Origin of the sequence: Paenibacillus sp. EZ-K15 (assembly GCF_002573715.1) — a bacterium.
GTDB lineage: Bacteria > Bacillota > Bacilli > Paenibacillales > Paenibacillaceae > Paenibacillus_AQ.
Genome location: NZ_PDHM01000021.1, coordinates 98,951 through 116,906, shown reverse-complemented (window position 1 = coordinate 116,906; position 17,956 = coordinate 98,951). Strand labels below are relative to the sequence as shown.

Sequence of the window (17,956 nt, the reverse complement as noted above, 5' to 3'; positions counted from 1 at the left end):
GTACAAAGGAGAGACTAACATGAATCAAACTGAGCAGGTTTATACGTATCAAGACCTCGTGAAGCGATTATATGATCTGGAAGCTCTGGCTGTACCACCGCAGGCCGATGAGAAATCGGGGTGTTTCTCAAGCTTTGACCGGAGCTCTATTTATAATGCCGAGTCAGGCTTATACGAGAATTGGGGCGCCAATGATGACGGAGGAGGCTTCATTCATAAGGAAGGAGACAGCATCGTCGCCATGGAACTGGACGGTCCCGGCGTCATCTGGAGATTCTGGTCCGCGCTTCCCGAGGATGGACATATCCGGATTTATGTTGATCATGCCGATACCCCCGTGATTGATCAGCCCTTCCGAGATTATTTTGAAAAATTCAATCAGGAAGGGCCGCCATCTAATTTTCCGAATCTGTCGCCTACTTTGTCTCGTGGAAGAAACTGCTTCATCCCCATCCCGTTTCAAAAACACTGCAAGGTGCTGCTGGATAAAGGTTGGGGTGCTTATTATCACATAACCTACACCACCTTCCCTGCTGGGGTCCAACTGCCGTCCTTTAATGGCGGCATCGACAAGGAGTCGGCTATTGCCTTGGCTGAAGCAGACCGGGTTTTACAGCAAAGAGGAACGTACTCGTTTATGAAAACTAAAGAGTCCTCTGCCGAAAGCGTTACGGTATCCGTACCAGCAGGCGGCAAAGCGTTGCTTTTGGATAAACAAGGGGCCGGCGCTATTTCCATGATCCGGATGAGGACAGACCTTGGACGAAAAAGCGAAGAACAGCAGCTCATCATGGCTAGGCAATTGGCTATCTCGATGAAATGGGACAATGAAGAAACCCCTTCCGTATGGGCTCCGTTGGGCGATTTTTTTGGCAGTGCGCCCGGGATCAAGCCGTACCGCTCTCTGCCTCTCGGTATGAATGAACATGAAATGTACAGTTATTGGTACATGCCGTTCTCGGAAGGGGCGAGGATTGAAATTGAAAATGACGGGAGGGAGGCATGCGAGATTTCGGCGGAGATCTTGTATACTCCTCTATCCAAGTCTCATGCGGACAACCTCCTGCGTTTTCATTCCAAATGGCATCGGGATGATTATCTGGATCTGGATGCGGAGCGCTTCAAGGAAGGCGGAGATCGCTGGCCGGATTGGCCTCTGCTGCTGACGAAAGGCCGGGGAAGGTTCTGCGGCGTTCATCTGCATGTGTACAATACTTGGGAGAAACCGGATGAGGAAGCCGAAACCTGGTGGTACGGGCTTTGGGATCGAAAAACGATTGACTGGTGGTGGGGAGAAGGAGACGAGAAGTTTTTCGTGGATGGCGAATCCTTTCCATCAACGTTCGGAACCGGCAGCGAGGATTATATTGGCTATGCCTGGGCGGCCGAGCCGCCTTTCCCGATGTTTGACAGTGCCTTCGCCAGCCAGCCGTACATCGAACTGGATGCGAACGGACATACCTCAGTCAACCGATTTCATATTTGCGACAATATTCCCTTCATGAACTCCTTTGAGGGATTTATTGAGAAATACAAGGGGAATCATTGGGGCGCCAATAACCAATGTGTGTATGCCGCCACCGTTTACTGGTATCAGGAGCGGGGCACAAGCGATGCGTACATGCCCGTTTCCTTGGATGAACGATTAAGCCACTTAAACCATCAGGAGGGATGAAGATGAAGGAATTTTTCTATCGACCGGAGAACGCCTGGGTAGGGGACGTTATTCCTTATTATGAAGACGGGGAGTTTAAGCTGTTCTATCTGCACGGCTGGCGGGATAACTACCGGGAGGGCCTTGATCACGGCTGGTATCTTGTTGGAACGAAGGACTTCGTCAATTATCGGGAAGAAGGACCCTGTAAGATAGAAGGCGGCACCGGTCATATTCTGAAAGTGGACGGTATCTACCATATGTTCTATTGCATATTCCCACCGGGCAAGCAGCTGGTATGTCATGCGATCAGCAGAGACTTGAAGACCTGGGAGCCCATTCCCGAGGATACCTTTGCAGCTGACGACCGCATCTATGAGCTTTCCGATTGGCGCGATCCCTTCGTGTTCTGGAATGAAGAAGAAGGCCAATATTGGATGCTGCTTTCGGCGATGGCGAAAGGGCCGACCAATCGGAAAGGGTGCACCGCGCTGCTGTCATCCAAGGATCTGAAAGCCTGGGAGTACCGCGAACCCCTGTACGCGCCGAATCTGCACGTGGGGGCTCACGAATGCCCCGATTTGTTCCGGATCGGGGATTGGTGGTATTTGATCTACTCCTCTTATACGGGAAGATTTGCAACATTTTACCGAATGAGCCGTAGTCTGAATGGCCCTTGGATTACCCCGAAAGAGGATACGTTTGACGGGCGGGCTTTCTATGCGGCCAAATCCGTGGCTGACGGACAGAATCGTTACCTGTTCGGTTGGAATCCGACAAAAAACGACGATTTATTCGGCTGGAATCCGCCCAAGTCCCTTGGCAAGGATTACGACACTTGGGATTGGGGCGGTAATCTGATCGTGCATGAAATCGTGCAGCGTCCGGATGGCACCCTCGGCGTCAAAGTGCCAGATACGGTCGATGCTGCATTTAAAGAACCGATGCCCATGCGTTTTAACCGTGTTGAGGGAGCGTGGCTCGATTCGGGTCGCTCGCTCTCCTGTCAGTTGCCGTATGGGTTTGCTGGCTGTACGACCCGGGAGGAATTGCCGGATCAATGCAAGATATCCGCGAGTGTTTCATTCTCCGAGCAAACGCAAGGTGTTGGGTTCATGCTCCGAACAGAAGACACCTTGGATGTGGCCTATTATGTCACGCTGGAACCGCAACGAAACCGCCTTACCTTCCGGGGGGCGATTATGCAGTCGGAAGAGGGCGGAAAGACATTCCCTTATGAGGTAGAGCTGGAGCGTCCGATTGAGCTTATTCCGGAACGTTCTTACGAAATCAAAGTGTTTATAGACGGCTCGATTTGTGAGATTTACGTGGATGAGAACATAGCGATGAGTGCCAGAATGTACGATATCCAGCATGGGAAGCTCGGTTTGTTTGTCAGTCAGGGCAGTGCTCAATTCAGCGATGTTAAAATCGAGACCAGAGGATAAGATAGAAAAAGTCGAGCAGGGGACCTCATCGTTCCCTGCTCGACTTTTTTGAATTAAATTGTCGGATTGCATTCCTAGAAAACAACCTAGCTGGTTCGCCGAACCATCAGTTCTGTCGGAAATACTTCTTCGACAGGTTCGATGCGCTGACCGTCAGACTCGATCGATTTGATCATCAGTTTGGCAGCGGCTTCGGCCAATTCGTTGATAGGATGCCGTATGGTCGATAAGCTTAGCAGTTCGGAGACGGTTGGCATGTCGTCGACGCCCAACACGGCGAGTTTATCCGGAATGGAAATGTTCAAATCTTTGCACGCTTTTAAGGCTCCGATGGCGGATATGTCATTTAAGCAAAACAACGCTTGCGGCAGCTGGTTGTTTTGGACCAAGTTAACTACAGTATCGTATCCGAAAGTTTCCGTCATATCCCCTGTAATAACCGTCGTTAGTTTGCCGTTCTGCTGCAAAGCCTCGCTGGCTCCGTTCAGCCGATCATCGAATCCGGGAACGTGACCGTGCGGATAAGTCAATATGACCAAATTCTGATAGCCGCGTGATAATAAGTGATTCACGCCGGTCTGACCGCTTAGGTAGTCGTCGACGCGGAGCATGTGCGCACCGTAAGATAAATTGTGGCGTCCTATTGTAATGACCGGTACGTTAAGGTTCATTAACTTGGGCATAAATTTTTCCGTATCTATGGTCGCTTTGACGATGATTCCATCAACCATCTGGATATTCATGAAGATTTCTTCAAAGTCCAGCAAGATAATTTTATATCCCAACGCTTTTAATTGATGTTTGATGACTTGGGCAAAATGCAGGAAGTATTAAAAAAGCTCTTAAGAAGCGAAAGTTCGCATCTTAAGAGCTTTTGTTCCGTTTTCTAATGCTCAGTGCACATGGCGGCTCCACTAGGACAAGCGGATTTCCCACTCTTTGTTTATGGGATAAAATGAAAGAAGTGCCAATTGGCAAGCAGCAGTGCAAAGCCGGAGGACAGCACTCCCACCCCGATCCGGATCCTTTTAATCCATTTGGACTCGGGTTGATGTTTGCCTTTAACAAAAGAGAGCACAATCAGCATACCGACGAGGATGGCCAGTACCCAGTTCAAGGCGATACCAAAGTTCATCTGGCCTACCGTCACGTTTTCGTTGATCAAGGCATTCGCCAGCAGATACAGAATGTTGACTGTCAGAATCGTCCCGCACACGATAGCGGCCGTCAGCAAACGATGGGCTGCAGGTGCGGACGTACTTCTTTTTCTTTTCCGTAACAGCCATCGCATCGACATCACAAGCGGGGCAAGCATAAAAAACAAAACAGCGATTGCGGCCAACACCAGATAACATATCAGTGCCGGGATCGAGCGACTTCCCTTGATCGGCAAAATATCCGTTGCAATCCCTTTGCTTAAGCGCACGACTTGGCCATCCGAAATTTCCGCGTATAGGATCGGCGCCAATCTTTCAAATCTTGGATCATCGGACTTGTCGAATTTATAAACATTCGGACTAATTTGCTTTAGAACTCCGGATAAGCCCATCACGCTCAGAGTAAGATCATGCTCGCCCTTGGCCTTCACTTTAATTAAACCCAGATAATTGATGAGCTCGTGGTAAGTGGTGTAGGTACCGCCCGATTGCACATAATAGCCGGCTAATTTGCCGGATGGCGACAAATCGGCCGCCGGGACCTTAATTTCGGGTGCTTTTGTCTTGTCCTGAACCAGCAGATTGATGACGCCGGAGGTGAGTTTCTGCTCGATCTCGGTGTTCGTCAAGACAACAATGCCGAGCTGTTCATCGGGGACGACGGCAAAATTGCCGGAAAATCCCTTCACATTCCCGCTATGTCCAACGACATGAGGCTCAGCCCGGTACTCCCAGAATCCGTGTGCATTGGACAGAATCTCCTCGTTCGGCGTATAGCTCCTTGAAAGCATACTCTGCACGGTCTCTGGCCGGGTGAACATCTGACTGTCCGGGGCATTCAGCGCCATCGCGAATCGGGCCAGATCTTCCGCGGTTCCTTCCATAGCTCCCGCAGGATATAACGGAACATAAAAGTGTGCTCTCGCTTCAAAGCCACCCTCTTCCTTCACTGCGTAACCTGTTGCCTTCGTTTCCTGTAAATCCGGGTGATCACCCAGCGTAGGATGGCCGGAACTGCGGTTCATTCCCAGCGGGCGCAGAATATGGTTCATCTCATAGTCGGAGAAAGATTCCCCGCTAACCTTCTCGACCGCCAGACCGGCCAAGGCGGTGGCAAAGTTGGAATAGGCGATGACTTTGCCAGGTTCATAGATTTGTTCCGGCTGGGAAGACAACAGCGTCTCTTCAAGTGAAGTCAGATTCTCCGCCGACGGAGTAAATGTACTGAGCGGATGCTGCTCATAACCGGCCGTATGGCTCATAATGTCCAACATCGTAATCGGCTTGTCATAACGCAGCTTCTTCGCGAACTCTTCAGGAAAATAAGCTCTGATATCTTGATCCAGCTTCATCTTGCCCGCTTCCACCAGCTGCATCACGGACGTCCAGACGAACGCTTTGTTGATAGATCCATAAGCAAACACGGTGTTGGCGGGATCGACTTCCGTTTTTTTCTCGATGTTGGCATAACCATAGCCTTTGGAGAAAATAACCTTGTCACCCTTGGTTACCACAATCGCGGCGCCTGGGGTTGATTTTCCTATATGGGAGTTTACATAGCTGTCGATCTCCTGCTCCAGCCGATCGTAAGGAATTCCCGAAGGGGTTTCCCCGATATTAGTTGTATCCGCCGCATAGGCTGGAACCGAAAAGACGATTAAGAGCAGTACACTTATCAGAAACCCAAAGACAGGGTCTCGCATTCTCGTATTCATATGGTTCTCCTTCCTGTTTTCAGTGCCGTATTAACACGAATAACGATTATTCTCTTGTCGACAAGTTGCATAATTAGGTATCCGGTACATTTCTATCCTAAAAAATAATTCTTAATTCTATCTTTAGCCAATCCTTAATTATTCCTTAATTATGTCAGGTGAGCTTGATCCACGGTCATTGGCGTCTAGACTGGCTGAATAAAAGAAGCTCTCAAGAAGCGAAAGTTCGCAACTTAAGAGCTTTTGTTCCATTTCCTTGTTTCGACTTCGAAGAATGCTGATGCCGGGCTACCGGCTGCTTGAATTTACACACAGCTTTTCATTTTGGCCTTCACTATGGCCGTGTCCCGATCACTCACTTGCAGTATAAATCAAATAAATCGATGAAATATAATTGCGGATTGTGCCCCGTGTAAAGAACAATTGAAAAAAGGTTAGGCACACTGAAGAAGATGGTTTCTGTACTGTACAGGAGTCATCTTCTTCAAGTTCCATTGATATTGATAGTGGTTGTAATACGTCATGTATTGTTTTAACCCAACCTTTTTTACAAGCTTTTGAAAGTAATGGAAACCTTGATCGGAATGAATCAGTGCATCTGATGTAAGTGTTATTGACCGGTTATTCTTAGCTTTTTAACGGTTTCTAGTGCAAAATCAAGTGTAATCTTATCCAACACCTGATAAGCCAAAATTTCATTGGTGCATGCATCTTGGATCGTAGAGAGATATGCTTTCTTTCCTTGTCCATAAAACAAATGTGTAATACACGATGTTCCTGCGTAGCCTTTGCCATTCGACGATAAGGATTTGCTTTTCGGAGTATTCCAATGTCAAAACCGCAGGACTCAAAGATTTCTCTCGGCAGTCGACCAGACTTGTATTCTGCAATAAATAAGCGCTTGAATTCATCTGTGTACGTAATGCTCTTCTGACTTACGCTTTTCACATACGGATCGGCATCTTGTTCACATCACGTTGACTAAATAACTTAATACTCATGGTTTTCTCCCCAAGTTTTATTTTATATAACAAAGTAATACGAATAATGCATTTTGCCGCGGCTCGTGAAGATCGTGTACGCGGGAATTCACCCCTGTATGCAGGATATGGTTCATTACTCAAGGTGGAGTAACATGGGAAAGCTGAAAATCTAACAATCGCCATGTCGTGGATATGGATTGTTGCTGGAGGAATGGTTTAAATTGAATAGCAATTTAAATACGTAAATCCCTGGTAGCGAAGGCTAGCAGAGATTTACGCGTTTTTGCTCCTATTATTTTTTTAAAGCTTGAAGCATGTCATTGATATGATAGTGCATCAGTTGTCTAGCCTGCTCAGGGTGCCGTTCTTCGATCGCGATGGCGATCAGAATGTGATAATTGGAAGCTTTGGTTCTCATATGCGGCAAGGTGTTCGTTTGCTTGCGACCTTCAGCCAGCAAGGGATAGATCGATTCCATCATCCGCAGCAGGACGGGATGCTGGGCCGATTCGGCAATCAAACGGTGAAAAGACAGATCCGTGTCCAGGAACGGACCGCCGTCCTCCATCTGGCGAATCATGGCATCCGCCATTTCCCGAAGTTGCCTGGCCTCGGCATGCGTGGCCCGTTCGGCGCTCAACGCGGCCAGTTCCGGCTCAATCAATAATCGGGCCTCCAGCAGTTTGACGAGCGAAATATCTCCGAGTTCTTTCAGATTAGCCGTAGGGTCTTCCAACAATAATGGATCATTTCGGACATACATGCCCCGGCCGTGTTCAATGCTCACATTTCCCTGACTTTCAAGTGCCCTCAAGGCTTCTCTGACGGTAGTAACGCTGACCTCCAATTCCTTTGAGATCTGTTGGAGAGTCGGGATCCTCGAACCGGCTGGCCACTCTCCATCCACGATTTTCTTTTTAAGCAAATCTATCGTCGTAGTGAATGTACTTTTTTTCATCGTCAGCGTCCCCTGTTAGTTCATATATAATCCTCATTTTATCATAGCCGTACCTATCGCTGCTAATATAACAAGCATATTGACATCCTTATTTAAAGATAATATGATATGAACATAAACATAGTATCTATTTTGTGTTTGTCGATCAAAAATTATACTTTTTTGCTTTATTATACGGAAAAGATCGGGTCATTCAAAGAAAAACAATCCGTTTTTCTATATAGATATGATCTATTTTGGTGGTAGTTAAGCATACCCTGATTTGCTGATACCAAGGAGGAAGTTCGGATGGAGGTTGTAACTTTCGGTGAATCGATGGTCCTGTTTAGCGGAGACCAGGAATTGCCGTTGGAGTATGTTCACCAGTTTCATAAACAGATGGCTGGAGCCGAATCGAATGTGGCGATCGGGCTGGCAAGATTAGGTCATTCTGCAGGCTGGTTCAGCAAGCTGGGCCAGGATGCCTTCGGACGATACATCTTGCAGAGCATTCGGGGCCAAGGCGTGGATACTTCGCGTTGTACATATACTGATGCAGCCCGACGGCCGTGTTCTTCAAAGAGCGCAGGTCCGGTGGAAAAACGCAGGTTTACTATTATCGTCAAGGGTCCGCGGCCAGTTTGATGACTAAAGAGGATTTGAATGAATCCTACCTTGCCCAAGCAAAGATTTTGCATGTTACCGGGATCACGCCGGCTTTGAGCGAAAGCTGTTTCGAGCTGACGATACATGCGATGGATGCCGCCAAGCGCAATCAGGTAAGCATTGTGTTCGATCCCAATATCAGGTGGAAACTGTGGGATCGCGATACGGCGAAGTCCAGACTGCTTGAACTGGCGGCAAGAGCCGATTACATCCTTCCCGGATTGGATGAAGGCGAGTTCCTGACAGGCCGGCCGAGACCGAAGGATCACGCCGAATTTTTTCTAAAGCTTGGCTCAAAGGCGGTTATCGTAAAACTGGGAAAGGACGGCGCGTATTATCAGTCATTTACGGAGAGGGGGCATGTGCCTGCCATTCCCGTTCGGGAGATCGATCCCGTGGGAGCCATCGTAGTAGGGGTTAAAGGCGACACCGAAGGCCTTCCCAATGAAGAAGAGCTTCAAGGGATGATGTCCGGGTAAACCGGTTATCAAAACGTTCAGCGTTAAGGGGTGACGAAATGAATAAAGAAGCAAAGTTAAAACTACTTAAGGAATCCGGCGTTGTTGCCGTTGTGCGCAGACCTCCTTTTGAAAAGGCAGTCCGCATAACGGACGCGCTTGTTGCGGGCGGAGTCAAAGCGCTGGAGATTACAGTGGATAGCGACAGGGCATTTGAGCTTATTGCCTTGTTAAACGAAAGATACGGGGAAGATGTCTTGGTAGGCGCAGGCACCGTTCTGGACGCCGAAACGGCCGAGAAGGCGATTGAAGCCAGAGCGCAATTTATTTTTTCGCCTGTTTTGGATGAAGAAACGATTAAAACCACGATCCGCCGTGAAGTGATTTCCATTCCGGGCGTGATGACGCCGACCGAGATCGTGAAGGGGTACCGGTTGGGTGCGGACCTGCTCAAGATTTTCCCGGGGTCTTCGCTAGGAGTGAATTATATCAAGGAACTTTCGGCGCCGCTTGGCCATATTCCGATGATGCCAACGGGCGGAGTCACACTGGATAATGTGGCACAGTTCATTCGGGCGGGCGCCGTTGCGGTCGGACTGGGCAGCTCGCTGCTCGACAAGAAAGCCATGGAAGAAGAACGGTATGACGATATCGCCAAACGTGCAGAGCAATTCATTCAAGCGATTCATCAAGCAAGAGAATAGGGAGAGATCAACCGTGAAAATTACAAAGTATAGCACTTATATCGTCCCGCCGCGTTGGTTGTTTTTGAAGATCGAAACCGATGAGGGCATCGTAGGCTGGGGAGAGCCCGTAATCGAGGGCAAGGCTCATACGGTGCAGGCTGCGGTCAACGAATTAATGGATTTCCTGATCGGCAAAGATCCGCTGCGCATCGAAGATCATTGGCAGGTCATGTATCGGAGCGGATTTTACCGCGGGGGACCGATCCTGATGAGTGCGATTGCCGGGATTGACCAGGCGTTATGGGATATCAAAGGGAAGGCGTTTAATGCGCCCGTCCATCAATTGCTTGGCGGAGCTTGCCGGGATTCCATGCGCGTTTACTCCTGGATCGGCGGGGATCGTCCGACCGATGTGGGCCTAGCAGCCTTGGAAAAACAGAACGCAGGTTTTACGGCGATCAAAATGAATGCCACGGAAGAATTGCAGTATATCGACAGCTATTCCAAAGTGGATCAGGTCGTGGAGAGGGTAGCCGCCATTCGGACGGCGACGGGACCGGATTTCGGAATCGGCGTAGATTTCCACGGACGCGTCCATAAGCCTATGGCCAAAGTATTGGCAAAAGCGCTTGAGCCTTACCGGCTCATGTTCATCGAAGAACCGGTGCTTCCGGAAAACAACGAAGCGCTTCGCGAAATCGCCAATCACACCAGCATCCCGATCGCTACCGGGGAGCGAATGTTCTCCCGTTGGGATTTTAAACCTCTATTGCAAGACGGATATGTCGATATCATTCAGCCGGATTTATCGCATGCGGGCGGGATTACGGAGTGCAAGAAAATCTTTGCCATGGCGGAAGCCTACGACGTTGCCGTCGCACCGCATTGCCCTTTGGGACCGATTGCGCTTGCTGCCTGCTTGCAGGTGGACGCGACGGCGCACAATGCGGTCATTCAGGAACAGAGCTTGGGGATTCATTACAATGCGGGCAACGACTTGCTGGATTATATCGTCGATCCCGGCGTGTTCTCCTATGATGACGGGTTCGTGAAAATTCCTCATGGACCCGGGCTGGGCATCACGGTCAATGAAGAGTATGTGATTAAAATGGCACTGGAAGCGCCTCACCGGTGGAGAAACCCGGTTTGGAGACATCAGGACGGATCGGTAGCGGAATGGTAAGAGGCATTCCGTGAATCAAACAAAATGACTCCGTAATCGGACAAGAGTCGGTTTGAGAGCCTTTTCATTTCATATACAATAAAATCATTCAAAGTACTTTCTCGGAGGGAGAACCAAGATGATCCAGATTCCAAAATATTGGGGAGATCTGAGCGTGCTAGAGAAAAACCGCGAAGCTCCCAGGGCTTACTATATTCCTTATGCAGATGCGGAATCTTCTCGCAAGCAAAAACGGGGGGGGGGGCCCGTATTATCGGACGCTGAACGGGAACTGGAAGTTCAAATACAAGGATTCCGTCCGGCAAGCGTCCGTGCTGGTGATCGCGGAGGAAGAGGAATGATGAAGATCCCGTTCTCTAGGCAGGAGAACGGGATCGTTTTTCGATAAAATACACGAATTTATTAGTTGAATTAATTCATCTGGCTTATCAAAAATATTCCTTCCGGAATTTTTCGGGATTTGTAATACCCGTTACTGCTATAATCAATTCGTTTTCTATCACTCGAAATAGTAATTGTGAGTAGGACCAGTAGGGTGGAACCTGATGGACGGTAGGAATTACCCATTTAGCTTGGCTATTGATTCAATAAACCTTCATTGACAATATGTGCCATCATTGTGTACACTTTTTTTATTCCGACTGTTCAGTATAAATAAAATCAACAAAGATACAGGTGAAGAAATCATGCCTAAATTAGGAATGGAACAAAAACGCAGGGCAGACGTCATTAATGCTACGTTAACCTGCATCAGCATGTATGGGATTGACGGCATGACCCTGGATAAGGTTGCCGATCATGCGAACTGCTCCAAGGGAGTTGTCACTTATTATTTTAAGAATAAGGATCAATTGACGATCGAAGCTTTCAAGTCGTTCTTGGCGTACTATGGACTGAAGATCGAATCAGGCATTGAGCATACCATGACATCGGGGGAAATGATGGATCTTACCCTGAAGTTTATGCTTCCCCCGTTCACCGATGACAAGGATCAAACGATTAATGTGTCGCAGTTGGATGGGGTCGACAAGATGTATATCCCGCATGCTGATCAAGGCAAGCTCTTTGTGCAGTTTTTTTCAAAAGCCATGCTGGATCGCAATTTGCAGGAAGTGGTATCGAAGAGTTACGAGGCTGATCTCCAAGGCATCACCAAGATCATGGATTACGGTAATCGGACGGGACAGATGTCCGTTGAGGATTCCCACAGCGCTGCCTATGGGCTGATGGCGATGGTTATAGGTCTGAGCTTCTTTAGAGTAGCGAACATTCCACCGGCCAACGGCGGCGATAACCGGTACATATGTGAGGATTATGTAAGAAGACTTACCCAAACAGGAGGGAACTATGAATATCGAGAAGGTTGAAACAGATAAAGGAACCATAGCGGTCGTAAGCAGCAATGAAATATTAATTGAGGATGTCCAATCCGCATTGGATCTTATGGCAACCGTGCAATATGAAACGGGCAGCCATCGTATGGTGATGAATCAGTCGATATTCAGCGAAGCCTTCTTCGATTTGAAGACGCGCCTTGCAGGCGAAATCCTTCAGAAGTATATCAATTATCACGTAAAGGTTGCGATTATCGGAGATTTTTCTGTTTATCCGAGCCAAAGCTTGCAAGACTTCATATATGAATGCAATAAGGGAAGCGATTTCTTTTTCTTGCCGAGTGAACAACAGGGAATTGAACGGTTAAGCGGGTTGAACTAAGAGACGAAAGCGGGAGGAAGACGGTTGACAGTACCAGGGTTTAATCCAAAAGAATATCCTATGGTAGACATTCCAGCAGGCGAAATTCAATTAAGGGACGACCGTGTCAAATCTTCGTGGGCGGTTGAAGTGAATGCTTTTCAGCTTGCACCGATTCCTGTTACGAAGGCGTTATATTTCTCGCTTATGTCGCAGTCGGCAGGATTCACTGACGTCATGCAGGCTCCGGTCGTCGATGTATCCTGGAATGATGCGATTCACTTCTGTAATATGCTATCTCGGCACTCAGGTCTAGACGAGTGTTATTCTTCGGTCACGGAAGATGGTGAGCGTGTGGTGTGCAACTGGGAGGCGGACGGCTACCGCCTACCGACAGAAGCGGAATGGCAATATGCGTGTAGGGCCGGGAGTGATGGATATCGTTACGGAGAGCTTGATGACATCGCTTGGTATGAAGGGAATTCCGGGGGCGCCCTGCATGAGGTAGGCAAAAAGCATCCGAATGCCTGGGGGCTTTACGATATGCTCGGAAATGTGTGGGAATGGTGTTGGGATATATACGATCCGGACGTATACGGCTCATACAGAGTATTCCGCGGCGGAAGCTGGGCGGAAGAGGCCAGGGGCTGCGGGGCAACATGCCGCCGTCGTAGCCACCCGACGTTTCGGATTGAGGATCTCGGGTTTCGTCTGGCGAGATCGATTTTACGATAATGCTGATCCTTCGGGGTCAGCTTTTTTTTGATCGTGCAGCACCTAACGAATTTCCAATAAACGCATCGAAACGCCGTCAATTTTCTTCAGAAGGTAATAGATGCTAGGCCATCAATACTTCACTATAACTAGATATGTCACATAAACTAACGCGGTAAATATACCTAAATTGCGTATAGACAAGGCTGGAAGACATCAGTAAGATTGGGTTTAACTTTTCGGGGGAGGTGTGGGGAGCTAAAGGGAGTCAAGGTTTGAATTGCCGTAGTGTTGATCAAAAACCAGGAAATTCAAGGGATGAGGGGGATAAGAAGATGCCACATGGACCAACATTCAATAATCCGATTGTGGAGCAAGCAGCCGATCCTTGGGTATGGAAGCATACGGACGGCCATTACTATTTTATGTCGACGAGACGCGATCGTCTGGAGTTGACGCAATCCGCGACTTTGACAGGCCTTGCGGAGGGCCGGAAGAAAACGATCTGGACTCCGGAAGCCGGCGGACGCTATAGTTATAACCTGTGGGCGCCGGAAATTCATCATTTGGATAACAAATGGTACATTTATTTTACGGCGAATGACGGGGGAGGCGACGAGTCCCGCCAAATATGTGTGCTGGAGAACGGGGAGCCTGATCCGATGGAAGGCGAGTGGACATGGAAAGGCGCGCTGCCGACTCCTGTCCCGGGCTTGGATGGCACGATCATGACCGCAGGAAACCAGCTTTATTTCCTGTATGCCGGGTATGGTCATTTCCCGGATTACGGGTCCGCTCTATACATCATGCGCATGACGAACCCTTGGACATTGACGGGAGATCATGTATTACTTACCGCCCCGACTCTATCCTGGGAAAAACAAGGCGGAATGGCCATTAACGAAGGTCCCGTTGTCCTTCAGCGAAACGGCCGCATCTTCCTGGTGTACTCGGCCAGCACCACCTGGTCTGAGGATTATGCGCTGGGAATGCTCACGATGGATGAAACCGCAGATCCGATGGACCCGCTTTCCTGGACTAAATCCATGGAGCCTGTATTTTGCAAAAGCGTGGAAAACGGGGTGTACGCTACCGGCCATAACAGCTTCACGCAATCACCGGATGGCAAGGAAGACTGGATTGTCTACCATGCGCTTCCAGCGCCTGGAGCAGATACGGCCTTGCGATCGACCCGCATCCAGAAGTTCGACTGGAAGCCGGATGGAACCCCGGACTTCGGTGTCCCGGCCAGTGATTCGCAGGCTATACCAATACCGTCCGGAGAATAATGTATGCGGATTCATAACGTGAACGAGTAGGTATTCCAAAAAGAGACGATGATGACGGCAAAGGAGCGGCAAATGCCGCACTGATGAGTGAACATTCATAGGATTTTATATAAACCCCCATTCATTACGGAATTTCTGTAATGAATGGGGGTTTATTACGAATAAGAGTGAAACGTGAAGGAACCGCAAATCCCTAACGAAAATCGTATTTTTAAACAGAAATCCCTTTCGTTGTAGGGGCTATAAGTTTATCGAGCGTTTCCGATATCCTAAATCAAAAGCATGAATTTGCAAAAATGACTCATTTTAGTTACGGAAATTATGTATGAAAGCGTTGACAAGATAAATTGATATGCTTATACTTCGGTTAAAGATACAGGATAATTGTATTAAATGGATGCGTAGAGGTTGGTAATACCGTCAACTTACATGTGAAAGGGGATCCATTGGAATGGTGATGAGGAAGAGCAGTATTTCAGACCGGGGGTGCTTAGACACTCCGAAGATTGAAGAATGGTAGATAGCAAACTTTCAACTGGCGCCCCTTAAAAAACTACGGAATATAGATCCTCTCGACGCAATGCTGGGGGGGCTCGTCAATTATTCATATCATGGGAGGTTAAGCATGAACAGAACGATGAAGCGTTTATTCACTCTGTTATTCATATCCATATTGATCATTTCGACGGTAACCGCTTGCAGCGGTAAAGCAAAGAATGAGCCTGATAGCACCGTAACCCAGGAGGAGGGCGTTTCCAAAGAGAAGAATGAGGTGACCTTTGAAGATATCAGCGGGGACATACGCGGCAATAAAGCACCAACACAGGAACAAATCGACGAAGTAAACAGCACGCTGAATGATACATACCTTGGCGACGTTTTCGAAGAAGTCATTCCTAGCGATTATTCTGCTTATCCCGTTAAAGGTGATGTGGTGCTGGATGTATGGATGCCTGCCAACTCCAACATCCCGGATATGAATAATCACTTGGTTCAGAAGCAGGTAGAGAAACTGACCGGCATTAAGGTGAACTTCATTACGCCGCCTGTCGGGCAGGAAGCGGATGCTTTCACCTTGATGATCTCCTCCGGCGAGCTGCCGGACATCATCATTGACCCGGGTCGTTATCCGGGAGGCTTTGAAGCGGGGGTAAACGACGGCGCTTACCTCGATCTGACCGACCTGATGGAGAAGAATGCTCCGAATTATTCGGCATGGCGCAACTCGGACGAAACGAGAAGAAAAACGACCGTGACCGACGATGGTAGGCTGCTGGGCTTCTACGGCATCGCGCCGTACTCCGAATGGACCTGGTTCGGTACGCTAATCAAGCAGGAAGCGCTGGATAAGACGGGACTTCCAGTCCCGACGACGATAGACGAATGGTATGAGTTCCTGAAGAAGAGTAAGGAAGTCGGATATAAGGCGCCGCTGAATTACGGCTCGAAGTACGGCCAAATTTTTACCGGCATCATTAATGGCGCATATGGCGTCTGGGACTGGACCTTCCTGGACGAGAACGGAAAGGTTGCATGGGGGCCGGCGCAGCCGAAGGCCAAGGAATATCTTGCGACCATGCAGCAGTGGAACAAGGAAGGCCTGTTGAATCGGGACTGGGCAACCGCCGATTTCAATCAACGGATGGCTAGCGCGATTTCCGACGATACGGCCGTCATGATGGATTCCCCGGATACGATGTGGAGCTATTGGAAAGTGCAGAACGACATTGATTTCGTGGGGGCGCTGAATCCTGTACTCAACAAAGGAGACAAATCCGCAACCACCTATAAAAATTTCAAAAGAGCGGGAACCAGTGCAGCCATCACAACTCAGAGCAAAAATGTGGAAGCCGCGATGGCGTGGCTGGATTTCAACTATTCCAAAAAGGGCTGGGAGATCATCAACTTCGGAGAGTACGGTACCGTGCACTTGGTGGATGAGCAAGGAATGCCTTATTATCCTGAAAACAGTTATATGTACAATGATCCGGAAGGTCAGCCGGTAGACGTTACACTTTGGAAATACCGCTGGCATAGTTGGCCGAATATCCGCGACGAGCACCACGCCAACCCGTTGATCTCGGCTAAAGGAAGCTATTCGGGAGATATCCGCCAGTATTGGACGGAAAACATGGATACCAGCATGGCGATGCCGCCGATCACGTTCACCAAAGAAGAAGCCTCGCGTGAAGCCGAGCTTGGAAACCAGTTGTCGACGCTGCGCGGAGAATACTTTGCGAAGATCATTATGGGCGAATTGCCGGTCGATGCTTACGATAAATTTTTGAAGGAAGCGCAGAGCATGGGGCTGGACGAATTCTTAAGTCTCCATCAAGCAGCCTTGGATCGGTATAACCAACGATAGTTTTCATAATAAGAACAGGTGGTTGATTCATGGAGATATTACAGAAAAACAAGGAAATAGGCCATGTTCGGACGCCCTCTGAGCCCAAGAATACCAAACGGTTGATTCAAAAGGATCTGAGAAAGAATTGGTTCGTCTATCTGATGGCCCTTCCCGTCGTGGCGTGGTTCATTATCTTCTGCTACGGGCCGATGTGGGGCGTTATGATCGCATTCAAAGATTTCAAGCCTTTGCTGGGCTTCGCGGATAGCGATTGGGTGGGTTTCAAGCATTTCATCGATTTTTTCTCCGGACCCTATTTTTGGAGAGTGGTCAAGAATACGCTCTTGCTGAATGTGTGGGGCATCGTGTTTGGATTTACGGCACCGATCATCTTGGCATTGCTGCTGAACGAAGTTCGCTCTTCCAAGTTTAAGCGGACCGTTCAAACCATTACGTATATGCCGCATTTTATTTCCCTGGTCGTTGTGTGCGGGATCATCCACATCTTTACGGCCAATGAAGGGGTCGTTACGCAGCTGCTTTCGTTCATAACGGGAAAAGATTACTCATCCCTTCTCGGTTATTCCAATTTGTTCCGACCGATTTATACCTTTTCCGGAATCTGGCAGAGCATCGGATGGGACAGCATCATTTACCTGGCGGCGATGAGCTCCATCGATCCTTCATTATATGAAGCGGCCGATATCGACGGGGTCGGCAGGGTGAAAAAAATGTGGTACATTACGCTGCCTCAGATCAGCCCGGTCATCATCATCCTGTTTATCTTTGCGATTGGCGGATTGATGGCCTCCGGCTACGAGAAAATTATCCTGCTCTATAATCCTTTGATCTACGATACGGCGGATGTCATCGCCTCCTATGTTTACCGAAGGGGCTTGAGGGAAGCGAGCCTGAGTTATTCCACAGCCGTCGGATTAATAAGCTCCATCGTGAACTTCGGGCTGTTATGGATGACAAATACCATCGTGAAGCGCAGATCTGAATCCAGCTTATGGTAAGAGAG

Annotated in this window: 14 protein-coding genes and 2 pseudogenes; 12 read left to right on the top strand and 4 right to left on the bottom strand. The window is 48.7% G+C overall.

From position 1 onward, the window contains the following. The first annotated feature begins 19 nt into the window (after window positions 1-19). Window positions 20-1,675 carry a glycoside hydrolase family 172 protein gene (locus CRG97_RS24595; protein ID WP_098748334.1) on the top strand — a complete coding sequence of 552 codons (1,656 nt, stop codon included), beginning with the start codon at window positions 20-22 and terminating at the stop codon, window positions 1,673-1,675. Window positions 1,676-1,677: 2 nt separating this feature from the next. Then, the gene (locus tag CRG97_RS24590; RefSeq protein ID WP_098748333.1) at window positions 1,678-3,102 is read left to right on the top strand and encodes a glycoside hydrolase family 32 protein; all 1,425 of its coding nucleotides are present in this window, start codon (window positions 1,678-1,680) and stop codon (window positions 3,100-3,102) included. 86 nt (window positions 3,103-3,188) lie between these two features. On the opposite strand, the gene CRG97_RS24585 is transcribed toward CRG97_RS24590, so the two are convergent. The 4 genes and pseudogenes from CRG97_RS24585 to CRG97_RS24570 all read right to left on the bottom strand — a co-directional run bounded on the left by CRG97_RS24585 (window position 3,189) and on the right by CRG97_RS24570 (window position 7,915). After that, a complete protein-coding gene (locus tag CRG97_RS24585) occupies window positions 3,189-3,908 on the bottom strand; it encodes a LacI family DNA-binding transcriptional regulator (protein WP_343225215.1) in 720 nt (239 codons plus the stop codon). Between the two features lie 137 nt (window positions 3,909-4,045). Continuing rightward, a complete protein-coding gene (locus tag CRG97_RS24580) occupies window positions 4,046-5,974 on the bottom strand; it encodes a serine hydrolase domain-containing protein (protein WP_098748332.1) in 1,929 nt (642 codons plus the stop codon). 434 nt (window positions 5,975-6,408) lie between these two features. After that, window positions 6,409-6,603, bottom strand: a pseudogene (locus CRG97_RS34300) (IS3 family transposase); the annotation flags it as partial. A gap of 646 nt (window positions 6,604-7,249) precedes the next feature. After that, entirely contained in the window at window positions 7,250-7,915 is a 666-nt protein-coding gene (locus tag CRG97_RS24570) for a FadR/GntR family transcriptional regulator (RefSeq protein ID WP_098748331.1), read from the bottom strand. A 288-nt stretch (window positions 7,916-8,203) separates the two neighbouring features. Between CRG97_RS24570 and CRG97_RS24565 the strand changes: the two are divergent. From CRG97_RS24565 to CRG97_RS24520, 10 genes and pseudogenes are all read left to right on the top strand, one after another. Then, window positions 8,204-9,039 (top strand): annotated as a pseudogene (locus CRG97_RS24565) (sugar kinase). Window positions 9,040-9,077: 38 nt separating this feature from the next. Beyond that, window positions 9,078-9,722, top strand: a complete 645-nt coding sequence (locus tag CRG97_RS24560) for a bifunctional 4-hydroxy-2-oxoglutarate aldolase/2-dehydro-3-deoxy-phosphogluconate aldolase (protein WP_098748330.1) — start codon at window positions 9,078-9,080, stop codon at window positions 9,720-9,722. A 13-nt stretch (window positions 9,723-9,735) separates the two neighbouring features. Next, entirely contained in the window at window positions 9,736-10,887 is a 1,152-nt protein-coding gene (dgoD, locus tag CRG97_RS24555) for a galactonate dehydratase (RefSeq protein WP_098748329.1), read from the top strand. Between the two features lie 118 nt (window positions 10,888-11,005). Beyond that, complete coding sequence (locus CRG97_RS24550; protein WP_098748328.1) at window positions 11,006-11,275, top strand: hypothetical protein; 270 nt, start codon at window positions 11,006-11,008, stop codon at window positions 11,273-11,275. 298 nt (window positions 11,276-11,573) lie between these two features. Then, window positions 11,574-12,254 (top strand): TetR/AcrR family transcriptional regulator, encoded by a 681-nt coding sequence (locus CRG97_RS24545; protein ID WP_098748327.1) that lies wholly within the window; start codon window positions 11,574-11,576, stop codon window positions 12,252-12,254. After that, on the top strand, window positions 12,235-12,603 hold the full coding sequence (locus CRG97_RS24540) for a DUF4180 domain-containing protein (RefSeq protein WP_098748326.1): 369 nt from the start codon (window positions 12,235-12,237) through the stop codon (window positions 12,601-12,603). The genes CRG97_RS24545 and CRG97_RS24540 overlap by 20 nt, the downstream gene beginning before the upstream one ends. Window positions 12,604-12,663: 60 nt before the next feature. Further along, window positions 12,664-13,317, top strand: a complete 654-nt coding sequence (locus CRG97_RS24535) for a formylglycine-generating enzyme family protein (RefSeq protein WP_202619003.1) — start codon at window positions 12,664-12,666, stop codon at window positions 13,315-13,317. Between the two features lie 314 nt (window positions 13,318-13,631). After that, on the top strand, window positions 13,632-14,585 hold the full coding sequence (locus CRG97_RS24530; RefSeq protein WP_098748324.1) for a glycoside hydrolase family 43 protein: 954 nt from the start codon (window positions 13,632-13,634) through the stop codon (window positions 14,583-14,585). A 625-nt stretch (window positions 14,586-15,210) separates the two neighbouring features. After that, entirely contained in the window at window positions 15,211-16,950 is a 1,740-nt protein-coding gene (locus tag CRG97_RS24525; protein WP_098748323.1) for an extracellular solute-binding protein, read from the top strand. A gap of 29 nt (window positions 16,951-16,979) precedes the next feature. After that, window positions 16,980-17,951, top strand: coding sequence for an ABC transporter permease (locus tag CRG97_RS24520; RefSeq protein ID WP_098748322.1), 972 nt, complete (start codon window positions 16,980-16,982; stop codon window positions 17,949-17,951). The last annotated feature ends 5 nt before the right edge of the window (window positions 17,952-17,956 follow it).